The organism is Streptomyces sp. NPDC058758 (assembly GCF_042746075.1).
Lineage (GTDB): Bacteria > Actinomycetota > Actinomycetes > Streptomycetales > Streptomycetaceae > Streptomyces.
Map to the genome: position 1 here is coordinate 91703 of NZ_JBHYPS010000018.1, position 20841 is coordinate 112543.

Annotated in this window: 13 protein-coding genes and 1 pseudogene; 10 read left to right on the forward strand and 4 right to left on the reverse strand. The window is 75.6% G+C overall.

Annotated features, from left to right (window positions below):
- Positions 1-103 precede the first annotated feature (103 nt).
- On the reverse strand, positions 104-1756 hold the full coding sequence (locus ACFW6A_RS21760; protein ID WP_351855442.1) for an amidohydrolase: 1653 nt from the start codon (positions 1754-1756) through the stop codon (positions 104-106).
- 182 nt (positions 1757-1938) lie between these two features.
- Positions 1939-2838, reverse strand: coding sequence for an Lrp/AsnC family transcriptional regulator (locus ACFW6A_RS21765; RefSeq protein ID WP_351855440.1), 900 nt, complete (start codon positions 2836-2838; stop codon positions 1939-1941).
- A 222-nt stretch (positions 2839-3060) separates the two neighbouring features.
- Between ACFW6A_RS21765 and ACFW6A_RS21770 the strand changes: the two genes are divergently transcribed.
- The 10 genes and pseudogenes from ACFW6A_RS21770 to ACFW6A_RS21815 all read left to right on the forward strand — a co-directional run bounded on the left by ACFW6A_RS21770 (position 3061) and on the right by ACFW6A_RS21815 (position 16522).
- The gene (locus ACFW6A_RS21770) at positions 3061-4038 is read left to right on the forward strand and encodes a C-terminal binding protein (RefSeq protein ID WP_351855438.1); all 978 of its coding nucleotides are present in this window, start codon (positions 3061-3063) and stop codon (positions 4036-4038) included.
- Positions 4035-4820, forward strand: a complete 786-nt coding sequence (locus ACFW6A_RS21775) for a class II aldolase/adducin family protein (RefSeq protein WP_351855436.1) — start codon at positions 4035-4037, stop codon at positions 4818-4820. Before ACFW6A_RS21770 ends, ACFW6A_RS21775 begins: the two co-directional genes overlap by 4 nt.
- Before the next feature lie 356 nt (positions 4821-5176).
- On the forward strand, positions 5177-5422 hold the full coding sequence (locus ACFW6A_RS21780) for a hypothetical protein (protein ID WP_386642123.1): 246 nt from the start codon (positions 5177-5179) through the stop codon (positions 5420-5422).
- 18 nt (positions 5423-5440) lie between these two features.
- Complete coding sequence (locus tag ACFW6A_RS21785) at positions 5441-6727, forward strand: alcohol dehydrogenase catalytic domain-containing protein (RefSeq protein ID WP_386642126.1); 1287 nt, start codon at positions 5441-5443, stop codon at positions 6725-6727.
- Between the two features lie 187 nt (positions 6728-6914).
- Positions 6915-8252 (forward strand): hypothetical protein, encoded by a 1338-nt coding sequence (locus ACFW6A_RS21790; protein WP_386642129.1) that lies wholly within the window; start codon positions 6915-6917, stop codon positions 8250-8252.
- A 137-nt stretch (positions 8253-8389) separates the two neighbouring features.
- Positions 8390-11830, forward strand: a complete 3441-nt coding sequence (locus tag ACFW6A_RS21795) for a phosphocholine-specific phospholipase C (RefSeq protein ID WP_386642132.1) — start codon at positions 8390-8392, stop codon at positions 11828-11830.
- Positions 11831-12238: 408 nt separating this feature from the next.
- A complete protein-coding gene (cseB, locus tag ACFW6A_RS21800) occupies positions 12239-12961 on the forward strand; it encodes a two-component system response regulator CseB (protein WP_351855424.1) in 723 nt (240 codons plus the stop codon).
- Entirely contained in the window at positions 12958-14217 is a 1260-nt protein-coding gene (locus tag ACFW6A_RS21805; RefSeq protein WP_386642135.1) for an ATP-binding protein, read from the forward strand. The genes cseB and ACFW6A_RS21805 overlap by 4 nt, the downstream gene beginning before the upstream one ends.
- A gap of 475 nt (positions 14218-14692) precedes the next feature.
- A pseudogene (locus tag ACFW6A_RS21810) lies at positions 14693-15223 on the forward strand (D-alanyl-D-alanine carboxypeptidase family protein); the annotation flags it as partial.
- Positions 15224-15412: 189 nt separating this feature from the next.
- On the forward strand, positions 15413-16522 hold the full coding sequence (locus tag ACFW6A_RS21815; RefSeq protein WP_386642162.1) for an endonuclease/exonuclease/phosphatase family protein: 1110 nt from the start codon (positions 15413-15415) through the stop codon (positions 16520-16522).
- Between the two features lie 29 nt (positions 16523-16551).
- On the opposite strand, the gene ACFW6A_RS21820 is transcribed toward ACFW6A_RS21815, so the two are convergent.
- Both ACFW6A_RS21820 and ACFW6A_RS21825 read right to left on the reverse strand, forming a co-directional pair.
- Positions 16552-17157 (reverse strand): GPP34 family phosphoprotein, encoded by a 606-nt coding sequence (locus ACFW6A_RS21820; protein ID WP_386642138.1) that lies wholly within the window; start codon positions 17155-17157, stop codon positions 16552-16554.
- Between the two features lie 212 nt (positions 17158-17369).
- A complete protein-coding gene (locus tag ACFW6A_RS21825; protein WP_351855412.1) occupies positions 17370-20270 on the reverse strand; it encodes a LuxR C-terminal-related transcriptional regulator in 2901 nt (966 codons plus the stop codon).
- Positions 20271-20841 lie beyond the last annotated feature (571 nt).

The window sequence follows — 20841 nt, forward strand, 5'->3', positions numbered from 1 at the left end:
GCGTCCGGTGGCCGGAGCCCGGGGCGTCCGGCCACCGGGGGTCGTGGGGGCCGGGCCCGGTACGGCCGTCCGGGCCGTGCGAGGCGGGCCCGGCGGGGTGGCCTCAGCGGGCGGCGGTCCAGGCGAGCCGTCCGCCGACCCAGGTCTCGCGCACCCGGATGCCGGGCAGTTCCTCGGCGGGCACGGTCAGCGGGTCCGCGTCGAGGACGGCGAAGTCGGCGAGCATGCCGGGCGCGAGGGCGCCGATCTCGTGCTCGCGGTGCAGGGCGCGGGCGGCCGCCCCGGTGTGCGCGTGCAGGCCGTCCGCCACGGAGAGCCGCAGGGTCTCGTCGCCCAGGACGGTGCCGAGGACCGTCCGCCGGGTCGCGGCGGCGGAGACCGCCTCCAGCGGGGCGGGCGGGGCGACGGGGGCGTCGGAGGAGAAGACGACGGGGACGCCCGCCCCGGGGCACCGGCCGGCCGGGTTGTAGCGGTGCCCGAGTTCGCCGACCGCGGTGAGGGTGCCGTCGCCGGTGCGCAGGTGGTGCTGGGGCTGCATGACGGGGACGACGCCGAGCGCGCCCATGCGGGTGATCTGCTCGTCGGTGGGCAGGCCGCAGTGCTCGATGCGGTGGCGCGCGTCGGGACGGGGGCGGTCGGCCTGGGCCTTCTCGATCGCGTCCAGCACCATGCCGATGGCGTACGGCGACTGGGCGTGGGTGGCGGTCTGGAGTCCCGCGGCGTGCGCGCGCCGGATGATCTCGGCGTACTCCTCGACCGAGTGGTAGAGCTGTCCGTGGTGGCAGCAGTCGGCGGCGTACCCCTCGGGGAAGTAGGCGGTCCAGCCCCCCAGGGTGCCGTCGGCGTAGAACTTCACGCCCTGGATCCTGAAGCGGTCGTCGCCGAAGCCCCGCACGGCGCCGAGTTCGAGGGCGGTGTCGAGGAGCGCGGAGGTCAGGTAGGCGGAGACGCGCATGCGCAGGGAGCCGTCGGCGTGCGCGCGCAGGTAGGTCTCCATCTCGCGCCGCGAGACCTGCGCGTCGCCGATGGTGGTGACGCCGGCGGCGAGGAAGACCTCCTGGGCGCGGAGCAGGTGGTCGGCCATGATCTCGTCCGGCTCGGAGAGGTGGAAGTTCGGGCCGTGGTTGCCGATCTTCACGCCGGCGGGGCCGGTGAGCAGGTCGCAGGCGGCGTCCCACAGCTGTCCGTCGGGCTCGCCGTTCTCGAAGCGGCCGATGCTGCCGCCCTCGGGGGAGTCGGTGCCCGCGGTGATGCCGCAGGCCCGCAGGGTGTGGGAGTTGACGACACCGCCGTGACCGGAGGCGTTCATCACGTACACCTCGCGGTCCTCGGCGACCCGGTCGAGGTCGTGGCAGGTGGGGTGCCGCTGTTCGGCGAGACGGCGGTGCTCGTACCCGAAGCCGCGCACGGGGACCCCGGCGGGCAGGTCGCGGGCGGTCTCGCGCAGCACCGCGACCAGGCTGTCGATGTCGGGGACGCGCTCGGGGCGCAGGTCCACCCAGGCCAGCGCCTGCCCGTACATGACGGGGTGGCAGTGGGCGTCGACGAAGCCGGGGTGGACGAGGTCGCCGTCCAGGACGACCTCCTCGTCCACCCGTCCGAGCGCCGCGCGGGCCTCCTCGACGGTGCCGACGTGGACCACGCGCTCGCCGCGGACCGCCAGGGCCTCGGCGCGCACCGGGGTGCCCGGGACGGCCACGGGAGCGCCGGTGACGAGGAGCGTGCGGTCGGGGGAGGCGGGGGGAGGGGTGGGCATGGCAGGGCCTGCTTTCGACCGGGGGAGGACAGAAGGCCGACAGACGGTTCGGCCTGCTGAACCATAAAGAACGATCGAGTGGTCTGCCAAGGGTCACCTGAACAACTTTTTGGAAAGTGAGTCGCCCTTCCTCCTTCCGTATCGATCGCCCCGGATGTGCGGGGAGGGGTAGCCCGGGCGGCTCAGGCGGGGTGGGGGCCCGTGTCGTACCGCTCCTTGACCAGTTCGAGATGGAGCCAGCTCTCCACCTCGCGTACGGCGGGCAGGGCGCGGATCTCCTCGAGCGTGGCGCGCACCGCCTCGAACGACTCCGCCGTCACCGTCCCGACCAGCTCGGCCCGGCCCAGGCAGGTGGAGAGGAACGAGACGCGGTCGTGCCGCGCGACCTCCTCGGCGACCGTCGCGGCCGGCCCCGCCACGCGCAGGGAGAAGCCGCAGAGGTACCCCATGCCCAGGACGTCCGGCCGCACCAGGGCGACCACCTTGGCCACGCCCCCGTCCAGCAGGCGGAGCGTCCGCGCCCGGGTCGCCCCGGCCGAGAGGCCGACGCGCACGGCCAGTTCGGCGAACGGCAGCCGCCCGTCCTCCTCCAGCTCGGCGAGGATCCGTTCGTCCAGGGCGTCCTGGACCATCACCGTCGGCTCCCCGGTGAGCAGGTACGGGTCCTTCACGTGCCGGGTCGCCACCAGCGGGTCCACCGTGCGCACCGCCGGCAGCGCCCGGATGTGCTCGATGGCCCGCTCCAGCTCCTCGAAGCCCGCGGTGCGCAGCTCCGTCATGATCGCCCGGCGTCCGCTGGTCAGCGTCACGAACGGGGCCTGGGGGAGTGCGGCGATCTCCCGCGCGACCGGGGCCGCCGGGCCGTGGGTGTCGATCGCCAGGTGGGCGGAGGCCGACAGGCCGCGGACCGCGGGGTGCACGATCGCCGCGACCCGTACGGCCCCGGACTCCTGGAGGCGGTGGACCCGCGTCCGGGCCGCCGGCCGCGACAGCCCCACCTGCTGGGCGAGCGTCTCGTAGGTCAGCCGCCCGTCACCCTGCAGCGCCCGCACGATCGACAGGTCGGTCTCGTCGAGTTCCACGCCTCGCCCCTCCGCTTCGATGGGTCGCCCGGGCGCCGGTGCGCCGGGCCCGCCCATTGTCGATCAGCGGCCGGGTGGTGCCGAAGGCCGGGTCCGTCACGGCGGGGCGTCGAGAAGATTGTCGCATCATCCGAGCTGGACAGGATCTGCAATCGAAACGTAAGTTTCCTTCGAGATGACAAACGAATCGTCATGGGAGGTTCTATGGGGCGGCCTGTAGTCGTGATCACCGACACGGAGGAACTCGACCCCGAACCCGGCGTCCGGCTCCTCGTCGACGGCGGGTTCGACGTCCGCGTGGTGGGCAGCCGGGACCCGGACCGCATCGCCTCCGCGGCCTGTGACGCCGACGCCCTGATCGTCGGCTACGCACGGATCGACGCGGCCCTCCTCGACCGCATGCCCCGGGTGCGCCTCCTGGCCACCATGTCCGCCGGCCACGACATGATCGACACCCAGGCGGCGGCCCGGCGCGGCCTGTGGGTCACCCACCTGCCGCACGCCGCCACCGAGGACGTCGCCGTCCACGCCCTCGCCTCCGCCCTCTGCCTGCTGCGCCGACTGCCGCAGGCCGACGCCACGGTGCGCTCCGGCGGCTGGAGCGCGGACTTCGCCGAAGTCCCCCGCCGCGTCGGCGAGACGACCCTGGGCCTCGTCGGCATGGGCCGCATCGCCCGCACCCTCGCCCGCCTCGCCGCCCCGCTCTTCGGCCGGATCGTGGCCCACGACCCGCGCGCCGAGGAGTGGCCCGAGCACGTCGAACGGCTCGACCTGGACGCCCTCGCCGCCCAGGCCGACGTGATCTCCCTGCACGTCCCGTCCACCGCCCGGACCCGGGGCATGGTGGACGCCGCCCTGCTGGCCCGCACGCGTCCCGGCACCCTGCTCGTCAACGTCTCCCGGGGCGACCTCGTCGACCCCACGGCGCTGCTCGCGGCGCTCGACAGCGGACACCTGGCGGGCGCCGCCCTCGACGTCTTCCCCGAGGAACCCCCCACCCCCGGCGACCGCCTGCGCACCCACCCCCGACTGCTGCTCTCCCCGCACAGCGCCTTCCTCAGCGACGCCTCACTGCGCGCCTACGCCACCGAGCCCGCCCGCAACGTCCTCGCCTGGTGGACGACGGGACGCCCGCTCACCCCCGTCGTCGTTCCCGACGCCCCCACCCGTACCCCCCGCACCCAAGGAGCCCCCGCGTGACCGACACCCTCACCGCCCCCGCCGCCCCCGTCGACACGGCCGCCGAGGAACTCCGCCTCCGCCGCGAACTCGCCGCCGTCTACCGGCTGGTCGCCCACTTCCGCATGACCGACCTGATCTTCACCCACATCTCCCAGCGGCTGCCGGGCCCCGACCACCACTTCCTCATCAACCCCTACGGACTCCTCTTCGAGGAGATCACCGCGTCCAACCTCGTGCGGATCGACCTCGAGGGAAACCCTGTCGAACCCACCCCCCACCCCGTCAACCCCGCCGGTTTCGTGATCCACAGCGCCATCCACAAGGCCCGCCCCGACGCCCACTGCGTCCTGCACACCCACACCAGGGCGGGCTGCGCCGTCGCCGCCCAGCAGGGCGGGCTGCTCCCGGTCAACCAGATGTCGATGGAGTTCCACAACCGGGTCGGCTACCACGACTACGAGGGCGTCGCCCTCAACCTCGACGAGCAGCGCCGCATCGTCGACGACCTCGGCACCCACCCCGCCCTCATCCTCCGCAACCACGGCCTGCTCACCGTCGGCGGCAGCGCCAAGCAGGCGTTCCTGCGCATGTACTACCTGGAGAAGGCCTGCGAGATCCAGGTCACCGCCCAGGCCGCGGGGACCCCGCTGGTCCTCCCGCCGGAAGAGGTCTGCGCGTACACGGCCCGTCAGCTCACCGGCGAGGCCACGGCCGACTTCCAGGACGACCTCGCCTACGACCTCGCCTGGGCCGCGATGCTCCGCCTCGTGGAGCGGATCGCCCCGGACTACAAGGACTGACCCGCCTCGACCACAGGAACGAACCGCCCGGCGCCCGGTGCGAACGCCCGCAGCGGCCCGGCACCCGGCGGCGGACGGGACGGGCCCGGACGAGGCCGTGAGCCGGGGCGGACGTACCACCCGGCTCGGAGCGCGGCTACCCGCCCGGGCCCGCCTCACACGGGCGCCCCACGCGGGGCTCCGCCGCCCGGACGCCCTCCCGCGAACGGCTTCGAAGCGGCACGGGGCACGGTCCCGCGCCGCGGCGGAGCGGAGGGTCGCATGCGGGGCGGAACGTCGGGTACCGGCCAACCAAGGCCCGGCACAGCGGCTCGGAACGCGGGCCGGTCGCGGTCGTGAAGACACGAGGAGGCGCCATGACGCACGAAACGGCCGGCGGTACGGAGACCGGCGGGGTCACCGGCACCAAGGACAAGGACTACAACCTCATCTGGTACGTCGAGAGCTGCCTGGCCAACGCCCTGCGGCTGGAGACGTACATCCAGGACGCGGAACGCGAGGACGACGGCGAGGTCGCCGAACTCTTCCGCAAGGCCCAGGCCGACAGCCGCAAGGGCGCCGAACTCGGCAAGCGGCTCCTGAGCGCGCGCATGGGAGGCTGATGCCCCCCGAAGGCAGTCGTGTGGCACGGCATCGGCGACATACGCCTGGACGACGTGCCGGAGCCCGCGATCCAGGACCCGTACGACGCGATCGTGCGCATCACCACCTCCGCGATCTGCGGCACCGACCTCCACTTCGTCCGCGGCACGATGCCCGGCATGAAGCGGGGCCGGATCCTCGGCCACGAGGCCGTGGGCGTCGTCGAGGAGGTGGGGACCGGAGTGCGCAACTTCCGGGCCGGCGACCGCGTGGTCGTGCCGTCGACGGTGGCGTGCGGCGTGTGCAGCTACTGCCGCGCCGGCTACCACGCGCAGTGCGACAACGCCCATCCGGGCGGCCGGCGCGCGGGCACCGTCTTCTTCGGCGGCCCGGAGGCGGCCGGCGGCCTGGACGGGCTCCAGGCGGAGTACGCCCGGGTGCCCTTCGCGCAGGTGGGACTCGTCCCCCTGCCCGACACCGTGGACGACGACCAGGCCGTCCTCCTGTCCGACATCTACCCGACGGCCTGGTTCGGCGCCGAGCTCGCGGAGGTGGGCGACGGCGACACGGTCGTGATCGTGGGAGCCGGGCCGGTGGGTCAGGCGGCCATCGCCTGCGCCCGTCTGCAGGGCGCGGGCCGGATCATCGTGGTCGACGGGACCGCCGACCGGCTGGAGCTGGCCCGGCACCAGCACGCGGAGACCGTGGACTTCGACGGCGAGGACCCGGTCGAAGCCGTGCTCGGCCTCACCGGCGGCATCGGCGCGGACCGCGTGATCGACGCGGTGGGCGTGGACGCCCGGCGCCCCTCGCGCGGCCCGGCGGCCGAGGCGCTGAGCGACCAGGCGGAGCAGTTCGCCCACGAACGGGCCGAGGCGGCGCCGGAGCGGAACCCCGACGGGAACACCTGGGTGGCCGGGGACGCGCCGTCCCTCGCGGCCCGCTGGGCGGTGCGGATGGCCGCCAAGGCAGGCACGATCGGCACGGTCGGGGTCTATCCGCCGCAGGTCCGGCACTACCCGTTCGGCGAGGCGTTCATGAAGAACCTCACGCTGAAGGCGGGCAACTGCCACCACCGCCGCTACCTGCCCCACCTCGTCTCCCTGGTCGGCTCCGGCACCCTCGACCCGACCCCCCTGGTCACCCGCTGGTCCGGCCCCGAGGACGCCATCGCCGCGTACCGGGCCTTCGACCGCAGGGAAGCGGGCTGGACCAAGGTCGCGCTCGGTTTCGACGACCGGGGAGCCGTCGCACCCGGCATGGGCGAGGAGGCCGGCACCGGAGCCGCCACCACCGCCGGCTCCCACGAGGGGACCAGCGGCTGACTCCCCACCCGCCCGAGCCGGACGCCGGCCCGCGCACCACGACTCCTCACCCGCGCAACAGCGCACCGGCCGACGCACGCCGACCCCACCCCCTCACCCGCCCCGGAGCGCGACGCCGTCACGAAAGGGAAACAAGCGGGGCGGGCCGGCCCGCAGGCGTCCTACCGTGTCTGTGGAACCGGGGGGTGTGATGCGGCGTCAGGGGTGGCGATGGCTGCTGATCGTATGGACGGGCCTCCTGGTCACGGGGTGCTTCGCCCCGCAGGGGCCACAGTTCGGCGACGGCAGGGCGGTTCCCGAGGAGGCCTCCCGCATCCGCGTGCCGGTGCCGCCGGGGCCTGACGGCACCTGGACGGTGAACTCCCCCCGGGAGGGGCTGCTCGGCCAGGGCCGCGTACTCGTCCGACGGGAAGGGCCGGACGGCCGGGGCTGGCGACTGACGCTGCCCGGCGAGTTCCGTCTGACCTCGTCCCGCCCGGGCTCGGCACACTCCGCGCTCGTCCAGGACCATCAGGTCGTCCTGGTGGGCGGACGCGAAGAGGGCCGGGGCCCGAGCGCGATCGCCGGGCTCGACCTGGAGAACGGCCGCCTGGCCTGGCGTCGCCCCGTGGCGCCGGGCAGCCGGGTCTTCCTGTACGACTACGGGGCGGCGACCGTGCTCGTGGCCGGCTGCCGCACCGGTTCCTGCCGCCTGACCGGCTACTCCCGGTACGGACAGCTCCTGTGGAGCCGAACCGAACCGGGAGCGGTGGGAGTCCTGGACGGCTGCCGGGCCGACGCCTTCACCACCGCCCCGCCCGACGCCGACAGGCGCTGCCACGCCTTCCTGGTCACCCCCGACCGCACGGCCGTGCTGGACATGGACACCGGCCGACCGCACTGGAACGCCGCACTCCCCATCCCCCGTGGCGGCATCGACCGGATCACCGAGGACAACGGCAGGATCATCCTGGCCACCGCGCCGGCAGAGGGAAGCTGCCGCGCCACCGTTCTCGCCGGACCGGACGGGACGGGCGGCGAAGACGCACAGGCCGGCTGGCAGCACACCTTCGTGTGGGACCAGCCCCAGACTCCGCGCGACCCGCGCACCGGATGCCGCTGGGACCGCACCCTCCCCCTGCTCGTCGGACACTCCCTGGTGCTGCCGGACGCCAAGGGCGCCCTCCTCGTCACTCCCTACTTCGGCACCCGGGGCCACTCTCGGCGACTCGCTCCGGGGGAGTACCTGGTCACCGACGGGACCGAGAACGAGATCGTCCGCGCATCCGGCCGGCCGGACCGGCACCTCAACGAGCCCGTCCGCCCGGTCCGCCCCGACGGCCTGAGCCCCGCGGCACGCGCTCTCACGAGAAACTTCTGGCAGGACGGCGAGCGCCTGCTCCTCCTGGACCACGAGAACCGCCCGCTCTGGGAAGGCACATCCGCCTGCCGGGCTTTCCTGCACGACGGCGCGGGCCCCCACGTCTTCGTGACCTACTGCGACGGCACCGATCTCGTCGACCTCCGCCCCGTGCACAGGAACTGATACCCACCGTGTCCGCCCACGCATCCTGATCATGGCTTTGACCTGCGGATTTCGTAGGAGTCCCTGGTGTGAACAGTGGGCGAATCCCTGGCGTGACGGGTTCTGGAGGTGCCGTGTCACGTCCTAGCCTCCCCGGCATGCCCGACTTCTCACGCCGTAAGGTCCTCGGCACCCTCGCCGCGGGGTCCGCGCTCTCCGTCCTGCCGCCCTCCCTCCTGACGGCCCTGGCCGCCCCCTTGCCGCGCGGCGGCCTGCGGGCCGTCGAGCACGTCATCGTGCTGATGCAGGAGAACCGTTCCTTCGACAACTACTTCGGCACCCTCAGGGGCGTCCGCGGCTTCGGCGACAACAGGGCGCTGCGACTGCCCGACGGTACGAGCGTCTTCGAGCAGCCCCGCTCCGGCGGGCCCGCTGTCCTGCCGTTCGCCGCGCGGCAGGCGGCCGTCGACGCCGGACGGCCCGAGAGCGACATCCAGTACCTCGGCTCGCTGCCGCACGGCTTCACCGACGGGGTGCAGGCCCGCGCGAACGGGTGGTGGAACGACTGGATCGCGGCCAAGGGCCAGAGCACCATGGCCCACTACGACCGGCGCGACATCCCCCTCCAGTACGAACTCGCCGACCGCTTCACCATCTGCGACGCCTACCACTGCTCCGTCTTCGGCTCCACGAACCCCAACCGCAACTACCTGTGGACCGGCACCACCGGCTTCGAACCGGGCGGCGGTGGCCGGGCCGTCACCAACGCCGCGTACTCCTACGGCCACGCCGGCTACGACTGGACCACCTATCCGGAACGCCTGGAGGCCGCCGGTGTCTCCTGGCAGATCTACCAGGAATGGGACAACTTCACCGACAACGCGGTGGAGTACTTCAAGCCGTGGAAACGGATCGGCCGCAAGATCCTCACCTCCGCCGGTTTCGCCCACGCCACCACCGAGGAGTTCTACGACAAGCTGTGGGCGAAGAGCGACAGCGAGCGGCAGGCCGATCTCGCCCGCTTCCGCACCGCCGTCGACGCCCTCCCCGAGGACGAGCGCCGGCTCTTCCTGCGCGGCGCCCACCGCTCCGAACCGGGCACCCTGATCCCCCGGATCAAGGCCGACATCAAGGCCGGGACCCTCCCCCGGGTCAGCTGGGTGGTGCCCACCGCCGCCCTGTCCGAACACCCCGGCTCCTCCACCCCCGCCGGCAGCGCCGGCCTCGTCTACGACCTCCTGGACGCCATCGCCTCCGACCCCGAGACCTGGTCGAAGACCGTACTGTTCATCAACTTCGACGAGAACGACGGCTACTTCGACCACGTCCCCGCCCCCACCGCGCCCAGGCCGGACACCGGCGACGGCGACGACTGGGTGGGCGGCCGCCCCGTCGGTCCCGGACCGCGCGTCCCGATGACCGTCGTCTCCCCCTGGACGGTCGGCGGGTTCGTGAACTCCGAACTCTTCGACCACACCTCGGTGATCCGGTTCCTGGAGAAGTGGACCGGCGTTCAGGAGCCCAACATCAGCGCCTGGCGGCGCAGCGTCTTCGGCGACCTGACCTCCGTGTTCGACTTCGACCGCGCCTACCGGCAGCCCTACGTGGAGCAGCCCGGCCCGGTCCCGGCACCGATCGGCCGCTGGAACCCGGTACCGCCCCCGACGCAGGCGCGGCCCGTCCAGGAGCCCGGCGTCCGCCCCACCCGGCCGTCCCCGTACCGGCTCTCGCTGCGCGCCGCCGTCACCGGCACCGAGGTGCGGCTGGTGCTCGGCAACGAGGGGCGGCGGGCCGCCCCGATCACCGCGTACCCGGGGGACGGCACCGCCCCGCGGACCTGGACCGTCGCCGGCGGGGACAGCACCACCGACAGCCTGCCGTACGGCCCCGACGGCTACGACCTCCAGGTGCACGGCCCCGGCTGGGCCCTGTGGGAACTGCGGGGCGCGGGCACCGGCGCCGAGGCACACGTCGTGGAGCACGCCCACGCCCGCAGCGTGCGGGTGGAGTGCAGCAACCCGTCGGGGCGCACCCGCACGCTCCTGGTGGGGGAGTCCACCCATCCGCGGCGCGGAGAGGGCGGCGTGCACACCGTCCGGCTCGCACCCGGCCGCACGAAGACCGTGTCCGTACCGCTCGCCCGGCACGGCTGGTACGACATCGTGGTGCTCGACGAGGACGACCCGCGCTTCCTGCGGCGGATGTCCGGCCGGCCCGCGGACAGCGGACCGGGCGCCACCGACCCGGCGATCGGGACCGGGCCGGCCCTGAGCGCGGCGCTCACCCTGCCGGAGCCGCTGCCCCCGCTGACCGCCCCGCTCGTGCAGGGCAGCCCCGCCGAGGTGACGGTGCGCGTGCACAACGAGGGGACGGGTCGGCTGCGGGACCTCGCGGTGTCGCTGCCGGCGCCGGCCGGCTGGACGGTCACGCCCTCCGGGCCCGCCCCGCGGACCCTGCCCGGCGGCGGCTCGGCGGAACTGCGCTTCACCGTCACCCCCGCCGTGGACGCCACCACCGCCCTCCTCGCCGTGACGGCCCGCGCCGAGGGCGACGGCCTGCTGCGCGTCGCGGACGCCCGGGTCCGGGCCGAGGTCGCCCGCGCGGTGACCCTGACCCTGACCGCGCCGGCGAGCTCGCCCGGCACCGACGGCTGCGCGCTGTACCCGGAGCGGCCGCTGGCCGTGACCGCCACCGTCACCAACGCGGGCAACGCCCCGCTCACCGACCTGTCGGCGGCGCTGGCGACACCGGACGGGTGGCGTGCCGAGCCGGCGGCCGGCACCCCGGCCTCGGTTCCCGCCCGCACGTCGGCGAAGGTGGTCTGGAAGGTCACGGCGCCCGCGTCGGCGGCCCGCACCTCGGCGACCCTGAAGGCGACCGTCGGCGCACGCACCGCGGGCGGCGCGGCGGTGGAGCAGACGGCGGAGCTGGCCGCGCGCGTGGGGCCGGTGATGACCGGCTACCTGCTCGCCGAGAACTTCGAGTCCCTCGCCGACCGGCTGGCCCCGGCCACCGACCTGAGCCGTCCGGGGCTGCGGGGCTGGACGCGGACCGCGCCCGAGGGATGGACGGTGACCAACGCGGCCGGGATGCCGCAGGGAACTGAGGAACTCAACGGCTGGTCCTTCCTGTCCCGGCAGTTCTGGTTCCCGGCCGGCCAGGAACGCGCCGCGTTCGGCCGGTCCCTGGGCGTCGTCGCCGTCGCCGACCCGGACGACTGGGACGACACGGGCAGCCCGTCCAGCCGCGGCACCTTCGACTCGACGCTGATGACGCCCCCGGTCGCGATCCCGGCGGGGACCCCGACGCTGTACCTGGCCTTCGACTCCCACTACCGGCAGGAGAGCCCGCAGGAGGCGGAGGTGACCGTCGTCTTCGACACCGGAGCCACCTCCCGGGTGCTGCACTACTCCGGCGCGCCGTCGGGGAACACCAACAGCGGCCGCGACCAGCAGAACCGCCTCGTGACCTGCTCCCTGCCGGTGCCGGCCGACGCCCGCTCGGCGAAGGTGGGCTTCCGGATCCACCACGCCGGCAACAACTGGTTCTGGGCCGTGGACAACATCAGGCTGGCGGCCTCTCCGATCGCCGACGCCTGACCGCCTCCCGGCCCTGCCCCGTCGTCCCTGCCCCCGTCCCCGCCCCCTCCGCCGGAGTCGGCCGGTGGCGGGGGCAGGTGCCGGGGCGGGGCGGAGGAGGGCGGCGGGGGCGGGGCCGAGGGGCGCGAAGCTCGGCAGCTCGGCGGTTCCGCGACAGCCGGCCCGTTCGCCCCCGCCGACCTCGTGGCCGCCGCCGCAACTCGCGCGGGGCGGCCACGCCACCGAATCCCGCCCCGCCGCCTCCGTGTCCGTACCGGCTCGGGTGGGTGTCGGTCACCGCGCGGTGGTGTATCCGTCGTGTATCGGCCCAGGTCGGGGGCGTGTCGGCGGTGCTCAGGGGCCGCCGGGGGCGCGGTGGGGGTGAGGCATGATGGAGGACCCGCCCGGTCCCGTGCCCGAGGAACGCACATGTCTGATTCCGTGTCGGCGTCCGCGCCGACGCCCGTGACGGTCCTGCTCGTCGAGGACGACGAGGTGATCCGGCGGTCCGTCGCGATGGCCCTGGAGCGCTACGGCTACCGCGTGCTCGTCGCCGCCGACGGGCTGACCGGGCTCGAACTCTTCCGGGAGGGGCGGCACGACCTGCTGCTGCTCGACGTGATGCTGCCGGGCCTGGACGGCATCGGGCTGTGCCGGCGCGTCCGGGAGACCTCCACGGACCCGATCCTGATGATGTCCGCGCGCGGCGACTCCCTCGACGTGGTGTCCGGCCTGGAGGCCGGGGCCGACGACTACGTGGTGAAGCCCGTCGACACCGCCGTCCTGGTCGCGCGGATCCGCTCGCTGCTGCGCCGGGCCGCCTTCGCGCCCCCGGCGGCCGGACCCGTCGGCCCCCCGGAGCCGGACGGCCCGCTCGTCTTCGGCGACCTCTCCCTCGACCCCGCCGCCCTGGAGGTCCGCAGGGGCGGCGAGCGGATCGCCCTCGCCCCCACCGAGCTGCGGCTGCTGCTCGAATTCGTCGCCCATCCCGGGATCGTGCTGGACCGTCAGACCCTGCTGCGCGAGGTCTGGGACTACGGCTGGGACGGCGACACCCGGGTCGTCGACCTGTGCGTGCAGCGGCTGCGCAAGAAGATCGGCGCCGAGCGCGTCGAGACGGTCCGGGGCTTCGGCTACAAGTGGAAGCGGTGAGCGGCGGACGCGGGGGAGCGGTCGCCGGCCTGGTGCCGCACCCCCGCTCGCTGCGTTGGAAGATCGTCCTCCTGGTGGCGCTGGCCTGCGCCTCGATGGCGCTGACGGTCGGCGTCCTGGTGCACGACTCGGTGCTGCGGCGCTCCCTGCACGAGGGCGGGATCAGGGCCGGCGCGTCCCTGGAGAAGGCCCTGGAGGAGGCCGCGGCCGCCGGCGAGGAAGGCCCCCTGGTCTCCCCCGGGGAGCTGCCCGACCCGCTGCTGCGGCAGGTCGAGCACGGCGGCGAGGCCACGTTCTACGAGGACGGCCCGCCCGCCCCCGTCTTCTGGGCGGCACGGAACGAGGGCGGGAAACTGTACGCGGTCGAGGTCGACATGACCGCCGATCTGCTCACCCGGCAGGCCCTGGACCGGCACATGTGGAAGTACTCGCTGCTCACCCTGGGCGTCGTCGTCCCGGCCACAGCCCTGGCGAGCGAACTCCCCGCCCGGCGGCTGCGCCGGGTGGCCCGCACGGCCCGCCGCATCACGGCGGGCGACCTCGACGCCCGAACCGGGCCGGTGCGCGGGGGCGACGAGGTCGCCGAGATCTCGGCCGTGGTCGACTCGATGGCCGACAGCCTCCAGCGCCGGATCGACACCGAGCAGCGCTTCACCGCCGACGTCGCGCACGAGCTGCGCACCCCGCTGATGGGCCTGGTCACCTCGGCGGAGCTGCTGCCCGAGGGCGAGGTGACCGACCTGGTCCAGGGCCGGGTGCGGGTGCTGCGCGACCTGGTGGAGGACCTCCTGGAGATCTCCCGGCTCGACGCGGGCGCCGAACGGTCCCGGCCGGGACCGGTCGACCTGGCCGGACTCGTCCGGGACGCGGTGAAGCGTACGGGCCTCGCCGCGCGGGTGTCCGCACAGGACGCCGCGGTGGTCGAGACGGACCCCCGGCGCCTGGACCGGATCGTCTCCAACCTCGTCGTCAACGCCCACCGGCACGGCGCCGGCCCGGTGGAGGTCGTCGTCATCGGCCGGACGGTGACCGTACGGGACCACGGCCCCGGCTTCCCGGCCGACCTGCTGGCCCACGGCCCCCAGCGGTTCCGCACGGGCACGGCCGAGCGGGGGCGCGGGCACGGCCTGGGCCTGACGATCGCGTCGGGCCAGGCGAAGGTGATCGGGGCGGCCCTGGACTTCGCCAACGCCCCGGACGGCGGCGCGGTGGCGACCCTGAGCCTGCCCCCGGACGGCACGCCCGCCGACGCGTGACCCCCCCGTGCCCGCGGACGCGTGACCCCCCGTGCCCGCGGACGCGTGACCCCCGCGTCCGCCGACGCGTGACCCCCTCCTCCCTCCCCGGCCCCGGCCGGTTCTGCGGCGCGTGCCCCTTTCGCCGCCCCGCTGATACACGACCGACGGGTTCCCGAGCACGGGCCGAGCCCCGGTGCCCGCGGACCGGAGACCTCACCCCGGGAGTCTGGCTGCCGTACCGATCCCGTACCGCAGCCCCCGGAGGCAGCCCGTGTCCCTTCCCCGCACATCCCGTCACCGCCTCGTCGGCGGTGCGCTGGCCCTGGCTCTGCTGACGGCCCTGGGCATCGCCGTCGTCGCCCCCTCGGCGCCGGACGGCGGGCTGCCGCCGGTCGTCTCCGGCATCGGCCCGCTCCCGTGGCCGCAGGACGGCCAGAGCGCCGTGGAGCTGGAGGGGAGCGGCTCGCTGGGCGAGCGGGGAGGGCGGCGGCCCGTGCCGATCGCGAGCCTGGCGAAGGTGATGACCGCCTACGTCGTGCTCGACGGGCACCCGCTGCGGCCGGGCGAGGAAGGCCCCCTGATCGAGGTGGACCCGCAGGCCGCGCACGAGGTGGGGGTCGGCGGCGAGTCGACCGTCCCCGTGCGGGCGGGGGAGCGCCACTCGCAACGCCGGCTCCTGGAACTGCTCCTGATCCCCTCCGGGAACAACGTCGCCCGCCTGCTGGCCCGGTGGGACTCCGGCAGCCAGGAGGCCTTCGTGGCGAAGATGCGGCGCGCCGCCGAGAGGCTCGGCATGCGGGACACGGCCTACACGGGGGCGAGCGGCATCGAGCCGACGACCGTGAGCACCGCGGCCGACCAGGTGCGGCTGACGCGGGCCGCGATGAAGGACCCGGTCTTCCGGGAGATCGTGGCCACCCGTGAGATCACCGTCCCCGGCCTCGGGACGATCACCAACACCAACCCCCTGCTGGACACCCCGGGCGTCCTCGGGGTGAAGACCGGCTCCAGCACACCGGCGGGCGGAAACCTGCTGTGGGCCTGCGAGGTGCGGGTGGGCGGCACGCCCCGCCTGCTGGTGGGCGCCGTCCTGCACCAGCGGGCGAACACCACGCCCGCCGAGGGACTCCGTGCCGCCGCCGACGCCGGCCGCGGCCTGCTCACCGCCGTCCGCGACGGGCTGGCATCCGCCGGGACGGGGGGGCCGGGGGCGATGACGGCGACGACACGCCCGGACCCCTCCGCCGGGACACCGGACGGCAGCACGGCACCGCCGCGCCCCACGGCCGGGGCGGACGGCACGACGGCCCTCCCGGCCCGTGCCTCCCTGACGGGGGACCCCGCCGCGGTACGGCCGGACCCGGCACCCGGCGCGGCGGGCGCCGAGCCGCGCCGGCGGTGGAGGCGGCGGCGCGGGACGGCGGTCACCGGCTGCTCCGTCCTCCTCGCGGCGGGCGTCGCGGGGCACGGACTGCTTCCCCGGCTGCCCGGGCGGCTGAGCAGTCTGGCCGAGACCCTGCTGCCCTGGAGCGCACTGGCCGTCCCCGTCCTGGTGGCCGCCGCCCTGCTGCGGCGAGCGGTGGTGGCGGCGGTGGTGGCCCTGCTGGTGCCGACGGCGGCCTGGCTGGCGGTCTTCGGCGGGGCCCTGGCCGACAAGTCGTCCCCCGGCGGTGACCTCACGGTGGTCAGCCACAACGTCAACCAGGCCAACCCCGACCCCGCCGGGACCGTGCGGAGCCTGCTGGCCGCCGGCGCGGACGTCCTGGCGCTGGAGGAGCTGAGCCCGGCCACGGCGCCCGCCTACGAGCGGGCCCTGGCGGACGCCTACCCGTACCACTTCCAGCAGGGCACGGTGGGCCTGTGGAGCGTGCATCCGCTGCGGGACGCGCGAGCCGTGCCGATCATGCCGTGGACGCGGGCGATGCGGGCCACGGTGGACGCGCCCGGCGGACGCCTGGCCGTGTACGTCGCCCATCTGCCGTCCGTCCGCGTGGGCCCCTCCGGCTTCACCTCCCGGACGCGCGACGAGGTGCTGGGCCTGCTGGCGGCGGAGGTGCGGGCCGAGTCCGTACGGCGCGTCGTCGTCATGGGCGACCTCAACGGCTCCACCGACGACCGCGCGCTGCGGCCCCTCACCGACCGCCTCGTCTCCGCGCAGACCGAGGCCGGCGCGGGTTTCGGCTTCACCTGGCCGGCGCGCCTGCCGGCCGTCCGGATCGACCAGATCCTCCTCGGTGGCGTCCGGGCCGCCTCGGCGTGGACCCTCCCCGCGACGGCCAGCGACCACCTCCCGGTGGCGGCCCGGATCATCCTCCCCCCCTGAGCCCGGCCCCTGACCCGGCCCGGTCTGCGTCACGGCCCGCGCCAGAGGTTCGCGAAGGCCGCGTTCTCGATGGTCCGCCGCTGGCGGACGGCCTCCAGCTCCATGACCGCGTCGTGCACGGCGGCGACCACGGCCGTGGCCGCGTCGTCGTCGAGCCCCGGCTCCTCGTCGGACGGTCCGCCGCCGATGCCCACGACCGAGGCGAGGGCCGTCAGGACGGGTTCCCGCCGCTCCCAGCGCTCGACGGCCCCGTGAAGGGCCGGCGTGTCGACCGCTTCCACGCGTCGCGCGCCGAACGACAGGCGGCCGGGGGCCTTCGGCGCGAGCTCGCCGTCCGCCTCCAGCGCGCTCTGGTACGTGGCCGCGAGGTCCCTGCCCCGGCGCCACAGCCAGTCCTCGACGCTCTCGTAGGGCGCCTGCCGGACGATCAGCGCCCCCGCCTCGCCGAGGAGCCGGTCGTCGGGGGCCGGCGCCCCGCCCGGTACGAGGAGGCCGTCCTCCAGGGCGAGGCCCCCGGCTCCGAGGAGGTCGATCAGCTCGGCACCGGCGAGCGCGAGCGACAGGTCCCCCTGCCCGACGGCCTGCTCCCGCCGGGAGCGCACCGCGAGGACGAACAGGTCTTTCGCCGTGGTCATGAACGGCTCCCTCCGAAGGCGTCGACGAGGGCGCGCCCCGCCCGCCGCCCGGCCGCGCAGGCCGTCGCGGACGCGGCACGCCGCCCTCGCCAGTATCGTCCCGGCCGATCGCTCCCGTCCCGGACTCCGCCGGATCGCGGCCGACGGACGGCCGCCCGGGCGCGGGGACGGCGCGGTCGCGCGGGTGCTCCGGGCCGAGGCCGCCTCCTCCCTCACGGCAGGGTGATGTCGCCCCTCGACGCGGCGCGCTGTTTCCGCATGATGCGGGCCACGTGGTGCTCCACGGTGCGGGTGGACAGCACGAGGCTCTCGGCGATGTCCCGGTTGGCCCGGCCCTGGACGACGAGACGGGCCACCTCCTCCTCGCGCGGGGACAACCGGTCGCCGTAACCGAGGCGGCCCCGGCGGTGGGTGGTGACGATGGCGTGGCGGCGCAGCAGCCGTTGGCAGCGGGCGACGTCCCAGCGGGCGCCCAGATGCCGGTAGACCTCGACGACGTCCTGGACCCCCCGGGCCGCCGCCTCTCCGTGCAGGTCGAGCAGACACCGCCCGCGGGCCTCCACGGCGCGGGCGGCGTCGAGCGGGCGGTCGAGCAGGCGCCACCGCTCCTCCGCGTCCGTCAGCAGGGCGACGGCGTCGTCGGGCCGGCCCGCGGCCTCCGCGAGCAGCGCCCGGCACACGGCGAGTGCCGCGCGGGCGGCGGGCGCGTCGGCGTCCGCGGACCCCGCGGCGAAGTCGGCGACGAGCCGCCGGGCCCGCGCCGTGCGGCCGCTGCCGCGGAGGGCCTCCACCGCGACGGGCAGCACCTCGCTCGCCCACACCCAGCCCCGGGTCCGTTCGATCCGGCCCAGCACGTCCTCCACCACCTCGCACGCCTGCTCGGGGCGGCCCGCCTCCAGGTGGACACGGGCGGTGGCGGCGGCCGACGAGGTGAGGACGAAGCCCGTGTCGTAGCAGGCGGTGCGCGCGGCCTCCGCGAGGTCGTGGCGGGCCCGGGGGACGTCGCCGAGCACATGGAGCGAGGCCAGCCCGCGCACCAGCATCGCCTCGGCGGTCAGGTCGGGTATCTCCTGGTAGAGCCGGGTGGTGCGGTCGGCGGCCGCGTGCAGACCGTCCCAGTGGCCGGCGTGCCACGCGAGGACCAGACGGGCGGTCGCCACGAGTCCTTCCAGGTACGGGCTGCTGCTGTCGGCGAGACCGGCGACGGCCCGGTCGAGGAAGTCCCGCGCCCGCGCGCCGTGCCCGAGCGCGCTGGCCGCGTGCGCCAGGTTGGTCCAGCCCCGGGCGTGGTGCGCGGCCTCCATCGCCGATCCGGCCGGCCCGCGCAGCGCCTCCGCGGCGTGCCAGGCGCGCCGGTCGCCCACGAGCATCAGGGCGGTGGCCCGGTTGGCGGCGATGGCAGCCCGGGCGACCGGGTCGGTGACCTGCTCCGTGAGCGTCTCGCCGCGGTCCAGCCAGTGCCGGTGCCGGTCGAGGGGCCAGCCCTGGAGGGAGGGGATGGCGGCGACGGCCATGGCCCGCGCGGCGGTCTGCGGGTGGGACGCCTCGAGGTCGGGGATGGCACGGGCGACCTCTTCGAGGCTGTCCAGCGCCCCTCCGGTCTGGTTGCGCAGGACCACGCCGAGGTGCAGGCGGATCTCGCCGCGCAGGTGCGGCGGCGGGTCGTCCTCGTCGAGGACCGCGCGCACGGCGGCGACCACCTGCTCGCCGGCCCGCGCCAGTTGGGCGGTGCGGGCCAGTTTCGCGGCCGTGCGCACCCGCCCCCCGGCCCGGGGGTCCTCGACGACGGCCCGGGTGTACAGGCGGGTGGCGGTGGCGTAGTCGCCGGCGGCCGCCGCGCGGTCGGCGGCCACCACCAGGCACCGCAGGCCCTCGCGGACGTGCCCGGCGGCCGTGTACAGCCGGGCGAGGTCGACCAGCGGCACCGGCCGGTCGCCCGCCCGGTGGAGGGCGCGGGCCGCGCGCAGACTGAGCCGCGCCACCCGGGGCCCCGGCACCCGGGCCAGCGCGGCCCGGCGGTCCAGCGGGTGCCGGAAGGACAGCGCCGCCCCCTCGGCGCGCAGCACGGACCGCCGTACACAGGCGTCGACCGCCGCTTCGGCCGCCTCGGGGGGACACTCCGCCACCTCGGCGAGAATGCCGACGGGAGCCGGCCGGTCGAGCACCGCCGCCGCCTCGACGATCCGCCACGCGTCCTCCGCGAGGGGCGCGCACCGCCGGGCGAACTCCCGGGCCACCCGTCCCGGCACCCCCGCCTCCCGCACGGCGGCCGGCACCGCGCGCCCTGCCGTGCCGCCCTCCCCGCCGGCCGACAGCAGCTCCCCGGCGTCGGCGAGGAGAGCACCGGCGGCTCCGGGCAGCCCACCGGACAGCTCGTGCACGAGCGCCGAGAGCTCCGGCAGCTCCTCCGGTCGCACCCGCGGGCGCCCCGCCGCCCACAGACGGACGAACTCCTCCGTCTCCTCCGGTGTCCAGGGCGGTACGAGGATCTCCTCGTACCGCCCCGACGCCGGGGCGCGGACGGCGAGGACCGGCAGCCCGGGCGCGGCGTCCTCGGTGACCACCAGCCGCAGCCCGGCGGGCAGGGCGCCCGTCAGCCGGTCGAGCAGCCGGAGCGTCTCCGGGTCGGCGAGGTGGACCTCCTCCAGGACCAGCACGGTGTCACCGAGCGAGCCGAGCAGGGCCCCCACCGCGCGGGGCAGCAGCCCCCGACGCACCTCCGGGTCCGAGGCCGACGCGGGCGGCTCCGGCAGGCGGTCGGCCAGCTCGGGCACGAGGAGCCCCACGACTCCGGTGACCGGAGGCATCCGGTCGGCGAGGCCGGGACGGTGGGGGAGCCGGGCCAGGGCGGACGTGACGGCTTCGAGGGGCGGCTGTTCCGCGCCGTCCGGGCACCGGGCGCCCAGCTGCGTCCACCGGGCGAACTCCGGCCCGGCGAGCACCTCGTCCACGAGCCTCGACGTCCCGGCCCCGGCCTCCCCGCGCACCACCACGACACCGGGCCCCGCGCGCAGGGCCGCCCGGAGCCGCCGCGCCTCCTCGGACCGGCCGACGAACCCGGCACCCTCGGAACGCACTCCGTCGTGCGGCGCGTCGAAGGGACGACTCTCCACTGTTCCGCCTTTCGCCGGCCACGCACCCGAAGGCTCCGCCGAACGCCGCGGCGGCCCCTGGGGACCGGACTCCACGCGTCGCGGCGCGGGCGTGGCCGCGGTGCCCGCCGGGCAGGTGTGTCCACCCGCAGGTGGTCTACCGGCAGCGGAGCCGGTCCCGCAATAGGGGGCGACCACCCAGGGAATGCCGCCGACCGGCCGCCCTCTCCGCCGGACGACGGGCGGCGACGCCCCGTCCCCGCTCTTTGGGTAGCGCTACGCATTGCCGGCCCCCTTCCGGTGGGCCGAAGCTCTGGGCGGTCCGGTCGCGCCGTCCCCGTCCACCACGGTCCCCAACCGCCGGAGGCACGGGGCGGCGGCACCCCACGCAGCCGTACGGCGTGACCGGACCCGTGCGCCGCGGAGCCCGCTCCGTACGCCACGTCACCTCGTCCCGCCGTCGGGCGCCGCCACCGGAGGCGCCCGTACCACCGCCTTCGGCCGACGGATCGTCACGGTCCCACCCGGACCGCCGTCCCGGCCGGCCGACGGCCACCTCCCGGGCGCGCCCTCCCACCCCTGACGGAGCGCT